The 14,238-nt window shown below is 69.0% G+C and carries 11 protein-coding genes; 4 read left to right on the top strand and 7 right to left on the bottom strand.

Features of this window, described 5'->3' with window-relative positions; translation table 11 throughout:
• The first annotated feature begins 26 nt into the window (after nucleotides 1-26).
• Nucleotides 27-1,160: a DUF2242 domain-containing protein gene (locus U5771_RS18780; protein ID WP_322025356.1), complete on the top strand. Its 1,134-nt coding sequence runs from the start codon at nucleotides 27-29 to the stop codon at nucleotides 1,158-1,160.
• 275 nt (nucleotides 1,161-1,435) lie between these two features.
• Here the strand turns inward: U5771_RS18780 and U5771_RS18775 are convergent, their stop codons facing one another.
• Nucleotides 1,436-2,356: a pyridoxal-phosphate dependent enzyme gene (locus U5771_RS18775; RefSeq protein ID WP_322025355.1), complete on the bottom strand. Its 921-nt coding sequence runs from the start codon at nucleotides 2,354-2,356 to the stop codon at nucleotides 1,436-1,438.
• Between the two features lie 179 nt (nucleotides 2,357-2,535).
• On the opposite strand from U5771_RS18775, the gene U5771_RS18770 reads away from it, so the two are divergent.
• Entirely contained in the window at nucleotides 2,536-3,447 is a 912-nt protein-coding gene (locus U5771_RS18770; protein WP_322025354.1) for a LysR family transcriptional regulator, read from the top strand.
• Nucleotides 3,448-4,239: 792 nt separating this feature from the next.
• Nucleotides 4,240-5,445, top strand: coding sequence for an MFS transporter (locus U5771_RS18765; protein ID WP_322025353.1), 1,206 nt, complete (start codon nucleotides 4,240-4,242; stop codon nucleotides 5,443-5,445).
• 183 nt (nucleotides 5,446-5,628) lie between these two features.
• On the opposite strand, the gene U5771_RS18760 is transcribed toward U5771_RS18765, so the two are convergent.
• The 3 genes from U5771_RS18760 to U5771_RS18750 are packed head-to-tail and all read right to left on the bottom strand — an operon-like array spanning nucleotide 5,629 to nucleotide 9,295.
• Nucleotides 5,629-6,651: a histone deacetylase family protein gene (locus U5771_RS18760; RefSeq protein WP_322025352.1), complete on the bottom strand. Its 1,023-nt coding sequence runs from the start codon at nucleotides 6,649-6,651 to the stop codon at nucleotides 5,629-5,631.
• Nucleotides 6,652-6,676: 25 nt separating this feature from the next.
• Complete coding sequence (locus tag U5771_RS18755; RefSeq protein WP_322025351.1) at nucleotides 6,677-7,954, bottom strand: Zn-dependent hydrolase; 1,278 nt, start codon at nucleotides 7,952-7,954, stop codon at nucleotides 6,677-6,679.
• A gap of 30 nt (nucleotides 7,955-7,984) precedes the next feature.
• Entirely contained in the window at nucleotides 7,985-9,295 is a 1,311-nt protein-coding gene (locus U5771_RS18750) for an MFS transporter (RefSeq protein ID WP_322025350.1), read from the bottom strand.
• Nucleotides 9,296-9,481: 186 nt separating this feature from the next.
• Between U5771_RS18750 and U5771_RS18745 the strand changes: the two genes are divergently transcribed.
• Nucleotides 9,482-10,438, top strand: coding sequence for a LysR family transcriptional regulator (locus tag U5771_RS18745; protein WP_124487628.1), 957 nt, complete (start codon nucleotides 9,482-9,484; stop codon nucleotides 10,436-10,438).
• A 73-nt stretch (nucleotides 10,439-10,511) separates the two neighbouring features.
• Here the strand turns inward: U5771_RS18745 and U5771_RS18740 are convergent, their stop codons facing one another.
• From U5771_RS18740 to U5771_RS18730, 3 genes are all read right to left on the bottom strand, one after another.
• The gene (locus U5771_RS18740; RefSeq protein ID WP_322025349.1) at nucleotides 10,512-11,582 is read right to left on the bottom strand and encodes a porin; all 1,071 of its coding nucleotides are present in this window, start codon (nucleotides 11,580-11,582) and stop codon (nucleotides 10,512-10,514) included.
• Nucleotides 11,583-11,747: 165 nt separating this feature from the next.
• On the bottom strand, nucleotides 11,748-13,178 hold the full coding sequence (locus U5771_RS18735; protein WP_322025348.1) for a cytosine permease: 1,431 nt from the start codon (nucleotides 13,176-13,178) through the stop codon (nucleotides 11,748-11,750).
• A 309-nt stretch (nucleotides 13,179-13,487) separates the two neighbouring features.
• Nucleotides 13,488-14,165, bottom strand: coding sequence for an SOS response-associated peptidase family protein (locus U5771_RS18730; RefSeq protein WP_322025394.1), 678 nt, complete (start codon nucleotides 14,163-14,165; stop codon nucleotides 13,488-13,490).
• Between the last annotated feature and the right edge of the window lie 73 nt (nucleotides 14,166-14,238).

The raw sequence follows: 14,238 nt of genomic DNA, 5'->3' as shown, positions 1-14,238 counted from the left end.
TCTCGCCGAGCCCTTTGAAAGACGCCATGCACAACCGATTTCGCCTGTTTTCCGTTTCGTGCGCGCTCGCGGCCGCGACCGTGCTGGCGGCGTGCTCGTCGCCGCCCAAGCCGATCTACCAGCAGGAACAGTTCGACGCGACGAGCAGCCCGTATGCGCACACGTTCCACTCGAAATCCGACGCGTCCTGCGAGGCCGCGCGTCGCGCGCTGCTGAGCCAGGGCTATGTCGTGTCGTCGTCGCGCAATGACGCGGTCGACGGCAGCAAGAATTTCCAGCCGAGCAACGACATGCACGTCGTGATCGAGTTCCACGTCGTGTGCGCGGACGCGAATGCCGACGGCTCGTCGAGCATCGCCTACGTGAACGCGGTGCAGGACCGCTACACGCTGAAGAAGTCGAATACGTCGGCGAGCGTCGGGCTCAGCGTGTTCGGTTCGCTGTCGCTGCCGATCGGGTCGAGCGACGACGCGCTCGTGAAGACCGCGAGCGAGACGATTCCCGCCGGCGTGTTCTACGAGCGCTTCTTCAATCTCGTCGAGCATTTCCTGAAGATCGATCCGGCCCGCCGCGATCGCGCGACCGTGAAGGCGGCCGAGAAGGAGCCCGTCGCGCCGCTGCCCGAACCGGCGCCGACGCCGCAGGGCGAGCCGATGAAGATGACGACGCCGGTCGTCCCGACGCCGCCGGCCGCGCCGGTACCGCTGTCGGTGCCGGGCGTCGCGCCGGCTTCGGGCACGTCGGTCGTGCCGGCGGTGCCGGCCGCGGCATCGGCCGTGGTCGCGCCAAGGGCGATGCGGGCTGGCGTGTCGGGGGCTGGGGTGGGTTCGGTGCCGGCTGCTTCGGTGCCGGCTTCGGTGCCGGCTTCGGGTTCGGTGCCGGGTTCGGGTTCGGCGCAGGCTTCGGCACCTGCTGCGACCTCGGCGCCCGCTTCGGCTTCGACGCCCGCATCAGCCTCGGCCCCCGCTTCCGCTTCGACCCCGGCCACATCGGCGTCTGCCGCTGCCACGCCGGCATCGGCCGTGCCTGCGCCGGCGGCATCCGCGCCGACGCCCTCGAACGCTGCGCCGACGCCGGCAGGCAAGACGTCCGCACCCGCTGCTGCCGACCCCGTCGCCTCGTCCGCACCGACCGGTGCCAGCGCGCCGTCCGCGAACTGACCGCGCGACCTTCTCCCCGCGCCGTGCGCCCGTCGCGCCCGTCGCGCCACGTGCGCCCCTCCCCGTCATCCTCCGACGAGCCGGCCGGACTCCCGGAAACCGGTTGCGCGTGCGCGTCGTGACGTAACCGGCGATCGGGAACAGCCCGTCGCGACAGACGACACGCAACCCCGATTCCGCAGACGCCCGCGATCGGTCCCGCCCCGCCGTCACTTCACCGTGACGTCTTCGTCCGCATCACCGTCCGGCTGCGCTGCGTCACACGCCCGAGCGCATTACCGCAACGTCGCGTTCAGCGTCTGCAGCTGCTCGACGGTCGCCGTCACGCCGCCGCATACGATCACCGCGATGTCCGACGCCGAAGCCAGCACCGGCACCCGTTGTTCGAGCGCGGCCAGCGCGGCGCCGCACGCCGGCTCGACGACGATCCGGTGCTCGTCCAGGAACCGCAGCGACGCAGCCACCGCCTGCGCATCGGACACGACGACCGGATGGATCGCGTGCCGCTTCGCCCATTCGACCGCCGTGTCGCACGGCCGCTTCGCGCCGAGCGACGTCGCGATGCTCGTGATCGCCGGCAATTCGACCGGATGGCCGTGCGCGACCGAGCGCGCGTAGCTGTCGGCGCCTTCCGTCTCGACCGCGACGACCGGCACGTCGTGCCAGCCGTTGCGCGCGAGCCCCTCGAGCACGCCGCACAGCAGCCCGCCGCCGCCGACCGCGAGCACGACCGCGTCGGGTTTCGGGCCGGTCGCCGCCATCTCGTCGATCATCGTCGCGTGCCCCTGCCACAGCACGGGGTCGTCGAACGGATGCACGAACGCGTCCTGCGCGCCGACGGCCGACAGCGCGAACGCGTTCGCCTCGGCCCAGCTCGCGCCGTGCACGACCACCTCCGCGCCCTCGACGCGGATCAGCTCGCGCGCGCGGGCCGACGCGGTTTCCGGCACGACGACGAGCACCGGCACACCGAGCCCGCGACCGCAATACGCGACCGCGATGCCCGCATTGCCGCCCGACGACGACACGAACCGGCGCGCACCGGCCGCATGCCGCGCTTCGCACACCGCGCCGATGCCGCGCAATTTGAACGAGCCGGACGGCTGCAGCGCGTCGAGCTTCAGCCGGATGTCGGTACCGAGACGGCGCGACGCGATTTGCGAGCGGATATACGGGGTCTGGATATGAAGCGGCATGGTGCGGGACACGGTCGGGACAAGGGGAACGGGAGAACGCACGCGGCCTGTAAACAGGCCCGGCAACGTCGACCATCGTACGGCACGCCCGCCATGCTTTCCAATACCATCTAATGGCATTTGCTATGCTTGTCAGGCATACCCGACGAATCAAAACCGAAAACCGGAGCCGACACCGCATGCGCCGGATCGAACTGCGTCACCTGCGTTACTTCGTGGCCGTCGCGCAAGCCGGCAGCGTGATGGCCGGCGCCCGCGCGGCCGGCATCGTCCAGCCTGCGCTGTCGCGGCAGATTCGCGAGCTCGAGGACGCGATCGGCACGCCGCTGCTGATCCGCCGCGCGACGGGCGTCACGCTCACGGCGGCCGGCGCGAGTTTCCTGCAGGACGCGACCGGCCTGCTCGCGACGTTGCAGGACAGCCGCGAACGCGCGTTGCGCAGCGCGGCCGGCCAGCTCGGCGAACTGCGCCTCGGCGCGCTGCCGAACTGCCTGCCGCTGCCGGTGGTCGCGAACGTGCTGAAGGCGTTTCGCGACGCGTGTCCGGACGTGAAGCTGTCGATCGCGCCGATGCTGTCGGCCGAACAGGCGGCGGCACTGACGCGCGGCCAGCTCGACGGCGGCATCATGGCGTGGCGCCGTGACGAGGCGCCGCATCTGTCGGGTGTGCGGCTGCTGAGCGACCGCTTCGTGCTCGCGATGCCCGCACCGCCCGGCGGCCGCTTCCCCGCGCCGCGCACGCTCGCCGACGTCGCGCACGAACCGTTCGTCTGGTTCGACGCGCAGCGCTCCGCCGCGCACCACCGCTTCCTGATGACGCAGTGTGACCGTGCCGGCTTCACGCCGCGCATCGCCCAGGTCGGCAGCGACATCCCGACGCTGATCGGTCTCGTCGCGGCCGGCATGGGCTGCGCGTTCGTGCCGGAAAGCGCGGCGTCGACATGCCCGCGCACGGTCCGGCTCGTCGCGCTCGACGAACTCGCGAGCCGCTTCGACATCGAGTTCGTGTTCGACGGTGCGGCGACACCGGCTTCTCCCGTCGTCGCGCGGTTTCTCGAGGCCGTGCGCGACACGGCCGAACAGGCGGACTGATCAACCGGTCCGGCACGCGCGACCCGCGCGCCATCGTCGGATTCCGCCTAATCGCATGGCAGCGGATTCGGCCGCGCGCGGTCGCTTCGCACGACGGCCGACATGGCGGTCACCGCGCACTAAAAACCTCCGTCCGAGCGCACGAAACATCTTTCAAATTGATGACGGCCGACGCCGTCACGCCGGAATTTTTAAATTGGCACCCAAAAAGGCCGTTTAACGTCACTTCGAAACGTCATGCCGCGAAATATACTGCGCCCGCATCCAACCCTCGTGCCAAAGAGAGGATGCCTTTCCGCCCCGGTCACGGTCCCCCTGTGACCGGGGATTTTTTTGGCGGCAAGCCGTGCCGATCAAGGATTGGCGGGAAGGATGGCGCGCTCGCGCCGGCACCAGCCGGCCGTGCCGGCCCGTCACCCGACCGGCCTGACGACGCCGTGCGCCAGCCCGCGCCCGCAGGCCGCCCGTATCGCACCGAAAACCGGCCGCGTATCGAGCGCGACGCGCAACCGGCTCGCACACATGCGCACGGACGCCGCGTTCGGTCCGATGACGAAAACCTTTCTCCCGGACCCGGGTTCGATCGTCCGCACGGCCGGCGGCGGGCCGGCGAATCGCGGGAAGCCCCGCCCGGCGGACCGTATGCGCATGCTGCCCCAACCCCGCATTATTGACATGAAATCAAGATAATTTCGCTCGGATACGGCTTTTTCCGCAAAAGTAACGCAGGCACACTTCACCCTGTCCACAACGGCCCGGTGCCGTTGCCCAATGCTTACAGGAGCGCATCGCGTGAACACCACGACTTCTTCTCCTTCCCGCCCGGGCGGCAGCGCCGCGCTGCCGTTGCTGGCGCTCGCCGCCGGTGCGTTCGGCATCGGCACGACCGAGTTCTCGCCGATGGGCCTGTTGCCCGTGATCGCCGACGGCGTGCACGTGTCGATTCCGCAGGCCGGCATGCTGATCAGCGCGTATGCGATCGGCGTGATGGCGGGCGCGCCGCTGATGACGCTGCTGCTCGCGCGCTGGTCGCGCCGCTCGGCGCTGATCGCGCTGATGTCGATCTTCACGATCGGCAACCTGCTGTCGGCCGTCGCACCCGACTACACGACGCTGCTGCTCGCACGACTCGTCACGAGCCTGAACCACGGCGCGTTCTTCGGGCTCGGCTCGGTGGTCGCGGCCAGCCTCGTGCCGCGTGAAAAGCAGGCCAGCGCGGTCGCGACGATGTTCATGGGCCTCACGATCGCGAACGTCGGCGGCGTGCCGGCCGCGACCTGGCTCGGCCAGATGATCGGCTGGCGCATGTCGTTCGCGGCAACCGCGGTGCTCGGCCTGATCGCGATCGCCGGCCTGTTCGCCGCGCTGCCGAAGGGCGAGGCCGGCAAGATGCCGAACCTGCGTGCCGAACTGTCGGTGCTGACGCGCCCGGTCGTGCTCGGCGCGCTCGGGACCACGGTGCTCGGCGCCGGCGCGATGTTCACGCTGTACACGTATGTCGCCCCGACGCTCGAACACCTGACCGGTGCGACGCCCGGCTTCGTCACCGCGATGCTGGTGCTGATCGGCGTCGGCTTCTCGATCGGCAACATCGCCGGCGGCCGCCTCGCCGACCGCTCGCTCGACGGCACGCTGATCGGCTTCCTGGTGCTGCTGATCGTGACGATGGCCGCGTTCCCGCTGCTCGCCCGCACGCATGCCGGCGCCGCGGTCACGCTGCTGGTCTGGGGTGTCGCGACGTTCGCGGTGGTCCCGCCGCTGCAGATGCGCGTGATGCGTGCCGCACACGAAGCGCCGGGCCTCGCCTCGGCCGTCAACATCGGCGCGTTCAACCTCGGCAACGCGGTCGGCGCGGCAGCCGGCGGCGCGGCGATCTCGGCCGGCTTCGGCTACGCGGCGGTGCCGCTCGTCGGCGGGCTGATCGCCGCGGCAGGGCTTGCGCTCGTCGCGCTGCAGATGATCCAGCGCCGCCGCGCGCCGGTCGCCGCGAATTCGTAAGCGCCCGCCGATCCGCGTGGTGCCGGTACGCGGCACCGCAATTGAAAAACGCCCGCGCTGATTCCGACGCGGGCGTTTTCGTTCACGGGCCGCGCATCGCGCGCCGGTGCTTCGACGTACCGACGTATCGACGTATCGACGTATCGACGTATCGACGTATCGACGTATCGACGTATCGACGTATCAGCGCGCGGCGGCGAACCCGCCGAAGAACGCACGTGCGTTCGCGTCGAGGCTCTCGAGGTGATAGCCGCCTTCCTGCACGATCACCGTCGGCAACCCGAGCGCGCCGAGCGCGCCGCCGAGCCGGCCGAACCCGTCGGTCGTGACGGCCACCTGCGATTGCGGGTCGTCCTTGTAGATGTCGAAGCCGAGCGCGAGCACGAGCGCATCCGGCTGGAACCGCGCGAGCGCGCGCAGCGCATCGTCGAGCCGCTCGAAGAACGCCGCCTCCGGCGCGCCGTGCGGCATCGGCAGGTTCAGGTTGTAGCCGTCGCCGGCCCCCGCGCCCGTCTCGTCCTCGTAACCGGCGACGACCGGATAGAAATTGGTCGGGTCGCCGTGGATCGATACGTACAGCACGTCGTCGCGGCCGTAGAAGATCTCCTGCACGCCCTGCCCGTGATGCATGTCGGTATCGAGGATCGCGACCCGGCGATGGCGGCCGCGCAGCGCCTGCGCGGCGATCGCCGCATTGTTCAGGTAGCAGAAACCGCCCGCCGCATCGCGACGCGCATGGTGGCCGGGCGGCCGGCACAGCGCGTACGCATCGCGCGCGCCGTCGTTGACGTCCGCTGCCGCCGCGAGCGCGCTCTGCGCGGACCAGTACGCGGCGCGCCACGTGTTCGCGCCGATCGGGCAGCTGCCGTCGGCCAGATAGCGCGCGGCCTTCGCGAGCACGCCGCGCAGCGGGTTCGGGTCGCGCACGAACACGTTCGACATCACTTCGTCGCCCCAGTCGTCGGGCATCCGCTTCCAGTCGCGGTGCGCTTCCTCGAGAAAGCGCAGGTAGTTCATGTCGTGCACGGCGGCGATCGGCGCGGTGCCGCGGTCGGCCGGCTCCCGCACGTCGAAGTCGAGCGCGCGCACCGCCGCGACCAGCCGCGCCGCGCGCTCGGGCACTTCCTGCGGCTCGCGCATCCTGCCGCGCGACAGGTAGGTGCGCGGATGGTGCAGCAACTGTTCGGGGTGGAAATAGGTTTTCATCGTGGGTCCTCGTCGATTCGCCGTGTCATGCATCGTGCACTGCCGTGGCCATCCCGCCGGCCACGCGCGTCGCGGTGCCCGCACGCGCGAGCACCGCGTGGAGCAGCACGTTCGTGCCGCGCGTCACGTCGTCGGGCAACGCGTCCTCGGCCTCGTTGTGCGACAGCCCGTCGACGCACGGGATGAACACCATCGCGGTCGGCACGCGGCGCGCGAGCAGGATCGCATCGTGACCGGCGCCGCTGACGATCCGCTCGCTCGTGTAGCCGAATGCGTCCGCCGCCTGTGCGACCATTTCGACGCAGGCACGGTCGAACGGCGTCGGCGGGCTGCGCCAGCAGGTATCGATCGACACCTGCACGCCGCGCGCGGCGGCCACACGCGCGCAGGCGTCGCGCAGGTCGCGCTCCATCGCATCGACTTGCGCATCGTCGTGATGGCGCAGGTCGACGGTAAACGTCACGTCGCCGGCGATCGTGTTGCGCGATGCGTTGCGGATGCCGACCTGCCCGATCGTCGCGAGCCCGCGCGGCGCGTAGCCGGCGACGATCCGTTCCAGTTCGAGCGCCATCTGCGCGCTCGCGAAATACGCGTCCTTGCGATACGGCATCGGCGTCGTGCCCGCATGCGCGGCCACGCCCGTCACGCTCACGTTGAGCCAGCGGATCGCCTGCCCGCCCGTGACGATGCCGATCGTCGTGGCGTTCGCCTCGAGCACCGGGCCCTGTTCGATATGCGCTTCGAAATACGCGTCGACCGCGCCGCCCGGCACGCGCGTGCCACGACAGCCGCATGCGTCCAGCGCGGCGCCGAGCGTGATGCCGTCGGCGTCCTGCTTCGCAAGCGCGTCGTCGAGCGGCAGCGCGCCCGTAAACACCGCCGAGCCGAGCATCGCCGGGGCGAAACGCGCGCCCTCCTCGTTGGTCCACGACACGATCTCGAGCGGCTTGTCGGTCGCGATGCCCGCGTCGTTCAGCGTGCGCACGAGTTCGAGTGCGGCGAGCACGCCGTACACGCCGTCGAAGCGCCCGCCTTCGGGTTGCGTGTCGAGATGGCTGCCGATCAGCACCGGCGCGGCCTGCGCATCGGTGCCGGCACGCCGCGCGAACAGGTTGCCGACCGCGTCGACGCTCACCGTCATCCCCGCGTCGCGGCACCACTGCGCGAACAGCTCGCGCCCGCGCCGGTCGTCGTCGCTCAGCGCGAGGCGCCGCACGCCGCCGCGCGGCGTCGCGCCGATGCGCGCCATGTCGGCCAGGCTCTGCCACAGGCGGGCACCGTCGATTTCCAACAGGTCTTTCATGTGCACTCCGATGAATTCGTTCATTGAGGTTCAGTGCGAGCCGAGCGCTTCGGCGGCGGCCGGCCGGGCCGCGCGGCGTGCGTCGAGCGCGACGATGGACAGCAGCGAGATGCCGGCGAGACACGTGTAGAACACCGCGAGCGGCCACCACTGGCCCGCGAAGCGATGCGCGAGCCAGGTGCCGACGAGCGGCGTCAGGCCGCCCGCGATCGCGCCGCAGACCTGGTACGCGAGCGAGATCGCCGAATAGCGCACGTGCGCGGGAAACACGCCGCTCACGAAGCCGGCGATCACCGAATAGAAGCCGGCCATGCACACGACCGCGAGCGCGATGCCCGCGACGAGCGACGCGGACGTGCCGCCCTGCACGAGCATGAACATCGGGTACGGCGACAGCATCGCCAGCAGTGCGGCGATCTTCAGGAACCGCGCGCCGCCGATGCGCTCGGCGATCCATGCGGCGATCGGCTGCGTGATGAACTGGATGATCGCGACCGCGAACAGGCTGTCGAGGATCAGCGAGCGCGACACGCCGACGTACTGCGTCGTGTACGCGATCATGAAGGTGTTGGTGAAATAGACGCCCGCGATCCCGATCGTGTTCGCGCCGATGCAGAGCAGCACGAGCCCCGACGCGGAGCGGAACACTTCGGCAACCGGCAGCTTCACGGTGCGGTTCGCCTCCTTCACGCGCGCGAACTCCGGCGACTCGTTCACGCCGAGCCGGATCAGGATGCCGACGACCAGCAGCACCGAGCTCGCGAGAAACGGCAGGCGCCAGCCCCACGCCAGGAAGTCGGCCTTGTCCATCGACGTGACCGCGCGGAACGCGACCAGCGACAGGATCAGCCCGGCCGGGCTGCCGAGCTGCGCGAACGACGCGAAGAACGTGCGGCGGCCCTGCGGCGCGTGTTCGCCCGCCATCAACACCGCGCCGCCCCACTCGCCGCCGACCGCGATCCCCTGCACGACGCGCAGCGCGACCAGCAACACCGGCGCGAGCATGCCGACCTTCGAGTAGTCGGGCAGCAGCCCGACGCACACGGTCGCGACACCCATCATCATCAGCGTCGTCATCAGCGCCTTCTTGCGGCCGATGCGGTCGCCGAGGTGGCCGAACACGATGCCGCCGAGCGGGCGCGCGAAGAAGCCGACCGCGAACGTCGCGAACGAGGCCATCGTGCTGACGAAGGGGTCGTGCGACGGGAAATAGAGTTCACCGAACACGAGCGCGGCGGCGGTCGCGTAGATGTAGAAGTCGTACCACTCGATCATCGTGCCGATGAACGCGGCCGTCGCGGCACGCGCCGGCTGGCGGGCGGAAGGAAGGGACTGGGTCATGCTGGCTCCTGACGCGCGCCGCGGCACGCGCAATATCGTGATGGCCGGCCGTCTGTCGCGGCCTCGCGCCGCACGGTGCGGCACCCCTCCTTTATCGGCGACCGCATATCATTAGTCAAATTTCAAGTTATTATTTCGCGTATAAATTCAACTAATGACCACCCCGATGCCTCGCCCGGAGACCCGATGCGCGCCGACCTCGCCCCCTTCCTCAACGACCGCCTCGACTGGAACCTGCTGCGCACCTACCTGGTGATCATGCAGGAGCGCAGCGTAAGCCGTGCGGCCGCGCGCCTGCACGTGACGCAGCCGGCCGTGAGCCAGGCGCTGCGGCGGCTCGAGGAGGCGCTCGAGCGCAAGCTGATCGAGCGGCGCGGCGCGCACTTCGCGCCGACGCCGGCGGGCGAAGCCGTGTACCGGATCGCGAGCGACATCTACGGCGGCGTGTCGCGCCTCGAGACGGAGCTCGACGACAGCACGGCCGACCTCACCGGCTCGATCCGGCTGCTGACGGTGAGCCGCATCGAGTCGCCCGTCTACGACGAATTCCTCGCCGACTTCCATCGCGCGTATCCGCGCATCGACCTGCAGATCGAAGTGATGCGCTCGTCGGACATCCTGTCGTCACTGCTGCAGAAGACGGCCACCGCCGGGCTCGGCCTGTGCCGCACGCCGCACGACAAGCTGGAGATGCGCTGCTTCCTGCGCCAGCGCTATGCGATCTACTGCGGCCGCCATCACCGGCTGTTCGGGCAGACGCAATTACGGATGGACGACCTGCTCGCGGAGAACTTCGTGTCGTTTACGAGCGACCAGATCGGCGACAGCCTGTCGCCGCTCACCGTGTTCCGCGACCAGAAGGGTTTCACCGGGCGCATCGTCGCGTCGTCGCCGAGCCTCGAGGAAGTGCGGCGACTGATCTTCGCCGGTTACGGGATCGGCTGCCTGCCCGAGCACATCGTGCGCGACGACATCGCGCAGCAACGCCTGTGGCGGCTGCCGCCCGACGACGGCCTCGTCGACGTCGACGTGTTCCTGCTGTGGCATCGCGACCGCAAGATGAACGCGGCCGAGCAGGCGTTCCTCGACGCGATGGAGCGCTGCATGCAGCGTCATTCGCTCGCGGAACGGCTGGGAATGTAGGCACGCGAATGCGCGCCTGCGCACAAGGAAGGAAGCAGGCGCCGACCCAGGCGGACCGGCGCCCGCTGCACCGTCAGAAGCGATGCACGATGCCGAGCTGCACGCCGCGCGCGTTCGCGCCCGGATACGCAAGCGGCAAGCCCGGGTTCGCCGCACCGGCGAGCGTGTAGCCGGCCTGGTTGCGGTTGCGCAGGTACGACAGCGCGCCGTAGAAGCTCGTGCGCTTCGACAGGTCGTATTCGTACATCAGCCCGAACTGGTCCGCGTTGTCGCCTTGCGACGTCTGGTCGTGCAGATACGCATAGCCGAGCGCGACGTAGTTCGCCGGGTTGAGCTGGTACTTGACCGACAGCCCGTAGACGCGCGAATCGATGCCGAGATCGGCCCACTTCACCGCGGAGAAGCCGCCGTACACGGTCGCCTTGCCGATCGCGTACGACGCGCCGGCCATCAGCGTGCGATCGGTCGTGGTCGCCGTCGTGTTCTTCAGCCACTGCCCCGCGACGAACGCCGCGAACGGCCCGTGCTCGTAGGTCACGTCGAACTGCTGGCTCGAGCCCGCCGAGCGCACGCCGCCCGCGTCGCCGAAGCCGAAGTACAGCCCGGCCTGGAAGCCGGCGATCTCGGGGCTCCGGTACGACAGCGTATTGCTGGTGCGGAACGAGAACACGGTCAGGTTGTCCATGCCGGACGCCTGCGTGACGCCGCCGAACGCATCCTGCCCGCCCTGGTCGTTGAACAGCGGCGAATTCTGGCGGCCCGCGCGTACCTTGCCCCACTGCCCCGCGAGTCCGACCCACGCCTGACGATTGAACATGCTGCCCGAACTCGCGAGCGAACCGTCGTTCGGATTGAAGCCGTTCTCGAGCGCGAACTCGATCTTCTGGCCGCCGCCGATGTCCTCGCCGCCCTTCATCCCGAAGCGGCTGCCCCACTGGCCGCCCGAGCCGATCGCCGCGGTGTAGCCGTTGCCGGTGTTCACGTACTGCGCGAATTCGTCGATCACGCCGTACAGCGTGACGCCGTCCTGCGCGAGCGCGGCGCCCGACCCGCCCAGGCATGCGGCCGCGACGGCCATGCGAAGACCGGCATGCGCCGAGCGCGCCCGGGAACGATTGCCTCGTGCGTTTATTTTCTTAGTCATACTATTCAATGAAAGGAGAATGGAACGATGCCGGGCATGGTGGTCTGCCATGCCGGCATCGCGGATAACGAAGATGATGGACAGCGCGGCTGCCGATCGCGCCGGGATCGGCGCGGCGGGCCGCTCAGGCCGGCTGCAGGCCGGCCCGACGGACGACGCGATGCGTCAGTTGTGAGCCTCGCCGCGTTCGAGCGGCAGGATCAGGCGTTCGGGGATGCTGCGTCGCGACGCACGCGCGCCGATGTAGTACAGCACGGCCGGAACGATAAGGCCGAGGATCCACGAGATGTCGGTGCCGCCGAGCGCGTCGACGAGCGGGCCCGTGTAGATGTGCGTCGACATGAACGGCAGCTGCACCAGGATGCCGACCACGTAGATCGTGATCGCCATCACGTTCCAGCGGCCGTAGCGGCCGTCCGGATCGGACAGCGCCGGCACGTCGTAGCGCGAGCGCGTGAAGCAGTAGTAGTCGACCAGGTTGATCGCGCTCCACGGCGTGAAGAACGCGAGCAGGAACAGGATGAACGCGGTGAACTCCTTCAGGAACGAATGGCGGCCGGCGAGCGCGATCAGCGTCGACACGCAGATCATCCCGAAGATGTACACGAGACGGCTGCGCGACGATACCGCGCCCTTGCCGCGGAAACCGCTGACGATCGTCGCCATCGACATGAAGCTGCCGTAGGCGTTGAGCGCGGTCACCGTCACCTTGCCGAACGCGATGCTGAAATACAGCAAGGCCGCCACGGCGCCCGTCGAGCCGAGGCCGACGATATACGACACCTCGTGGTGCGCGAACTGGCTGCCGGCCAGCGCGGCCGCGAACACGCCGAACACCATCGCCGCCTGCGCGCCGATCACCGAGCCGAGGCCGACCGCGAGGAACGTGGCGACCGACGACGTCGAGCGCGGCAGGTAGCGCGAGTAGTCGGCGACGTATGGGCCGAACGCGATCTGCCACGACGCGGACAGCGACATCGACAGCAGGAAGCTCGCGAGCGAGAAGTGCTTGTTCGCGAGCAGCGCGCCGACGTCGTGGTTCGCGAACAACTGCGTGAACATGTAGACGAACGCGACGATGCCGATCACGCTGGCGATCCGGCCGACGAAGTGAATCGCGCGATAGCCGAACACCGTCAGCACGACGATCACGGCCGCGAACAGCAGGATGCCGGCCGCGTCGTCGACGTGCAGCAGTTGCGCGACGGCCTGCCCGGCGAGCACCGAACCGCTGGCGGAAAAGCCGATGTACATCAGGCACACGAGCACGATCGGGATCATCGCGCCATAGACGCCGAACTGCACGCGGCTCGAAATCATCTGCGGCAACCCGAGCTGCGGCCCCTGCGCGCCGTGCAGCGCCATCACCGCGCCGCCGATGAGCTGGCCGAGCAGCAGCGCGACCAGCGACCAGAACACGTCGCCGCCGAGCACGACCGCGAGCGCCCCCGTGACGATGGCCGTGATCTGCATGTTCGCCGACAGCCACAGCGTGAACTGGCTCAGCAGCCCGCCGTGGCGTTCGGCTTCTGGAATGAAATCGATCGAGCGTACCTCGATCAGACCGCCGGCTTTTCCACTGGGATTCGTTGACACGGGAAAATCTCCAAGATACTGAGGATCACAAATGGTTGAGACGAGACAGGTAACGTGCCGAGCCGCCCTTTCGGCTCGTCGGGTGCGCCGTGGATCGCCGGCATGCGCCATGCACGCACGGTCTGCACGCTGGCGCGCAACCGGCACGACGTGTGCCGACATTGCCAGCGGATGATCTTGTATATACAACTTGGGTGATATCAGTGATTACCCGGTATCCGGCAATTTTCGAAATCGTCTGATAAAACGGCTCGCGTCGGACCTGCAGAGCCGCCGGACGCGCACCTGAAAGGCGAATGAAAAATGCAATCAGGCGCCGGCGGGGCCCGCCTGATCGGGTGCGGCGACCATGTCGCCGGCGGGAAGGAGATTCAGCATGCGCCGCGCCGCCTCGACGTCGCGCGCGTGCAGCCACGCGTCGTAGTCGTCGCGACGCAGCATCACGACGCCCCGCTTCTCGTCGCCGGGCCGGTGCATGCGCGCGAACAGCGGATGATCGTCGGCATTGACCGTGAGCATCGTCATGCCGATTCGCTCGCGGCCGTCGGCCGCTTCGTAACGCCGCCAGATGCCGGCGACGCAGCACGGCTGCCAGCCGTCGACGCCGATCCGGTGCCACACGTTGCGGCCCGTCTCGTAGCACGGCTCGACGATCCAGCGCACCGGAATCAGGCAGCGCTGGCCGCTGCGCCAGGCGTTGCCGTAGAGCCGCGACGAGCCGACCGTTTCCACGCGCGCATTCACCGTATCGAGCTTCTTTCTTTTGCGGCCGTGCTCGTCGAGACGCTCGGGCTGCATGAACTTCGGCCAGAAGCCGAACACCGCGCCGACGACCTCGAGACCGTCGCCGTCGGCACGCGCGATGGGCGCCGCGTAATCGGGATACACGTCCGGTTCCCAGGGATCGCGGCGAAACAGGTCGCCGATGCCGATCCTCAGCTCGCTGATGCCCGGGTCTTCATCGGGGGCGCGGTAGTGGGTGCACATGGTTCGGCAGACGATGGACACGATCTCTCCATCGTAGGTCAGCACGCGCGCGACGTCCCGCTCGTCGTCGGGT

Origin of the sequence: Burkholderia sp. BCC1977, from assembly GCF_905339595.1 — a bacterium.
Classification (GTDB): Bacteria; Pseudomonadota; Gammaproteobacteria; order Burkholderiales; family Burkholderiaceae; genus Burkholderia.
Note: the sequence above shows the minus strand (reverse complement) of the source record. Positions and strands in the feature narration are given on the sequence as shown.

What these genes read in the sequence shown, in the direction of transcription:
- U5771_RS18780 (WP_322025356.1), top strand. Translation starts at nt 27, where the DNA reads ATGCACAACCGATTTCGCCTGTTTTCCGTTTCGTGCGCGCTCGCGGCC.
- U5771_RS18775 (WP_322025355.1), bottom strand. Translation starts at nt 2,356, where the DNA reads ATGCCGCTTCATATCCAGACCCCGTATATCCGCTCGCAAATCGCGTCG.
- U5771_RS18770 (WP_322025354.1), top strand. Translation starts at nt 2,536, where the DNA reads ATGCGCCGGATCGAACTGCGTCACCTGCGTTACTTCGTGGCCGTCGCG.
- U5771_RS18760 (WP_322025352.1), bottom strand. Translation starts at nt 6,651, where the DNA reads ATGAAAACCTATTTCCACCCCGAACAGTTGCTGCACCATCCGCGCACC.
- U5771_RS18755 (WP_322025351.1), bottom strand. Translation starts at nt 7,954, where the DNA reads ATGAAAGACCTGTTGGAAATCGACGGTGCCCGCCTGTGGCAGAGCCTG.
- U5771_RS18750 (WP_322025350.1), bottom strand. Translation starts at nt 9,295, where the DNA reads ATGACCCAGTCCCTTCCTTCCGCCCGCCAGCCGGCGCGTGCCGCGACG.
- U5771_RS18745 (WP_124487628.1), top strand. Translation starts at nt 9,482, where the DNA reads ATGCGCGCCGACCTCGCCCCCTTCCTCAACGACCGCCTCGACTGGAAC.
- U5771_RS18740 (WP_322025349.1), bottom strand. Translation starts at nt 11,582, where the DNA reads ATGACTAAGAAAATAAACGCACGAGGCAATCGTTCCCGGGCGCGCTCG.
- U5771_RS18730 (WP_322025394.1), bottom strand. Translation starts at nt 14,165, where the DNA reads ATGTGCACCCACTACCGCGCCCCCGATGAAGACCCGGGCATCAGCGAG.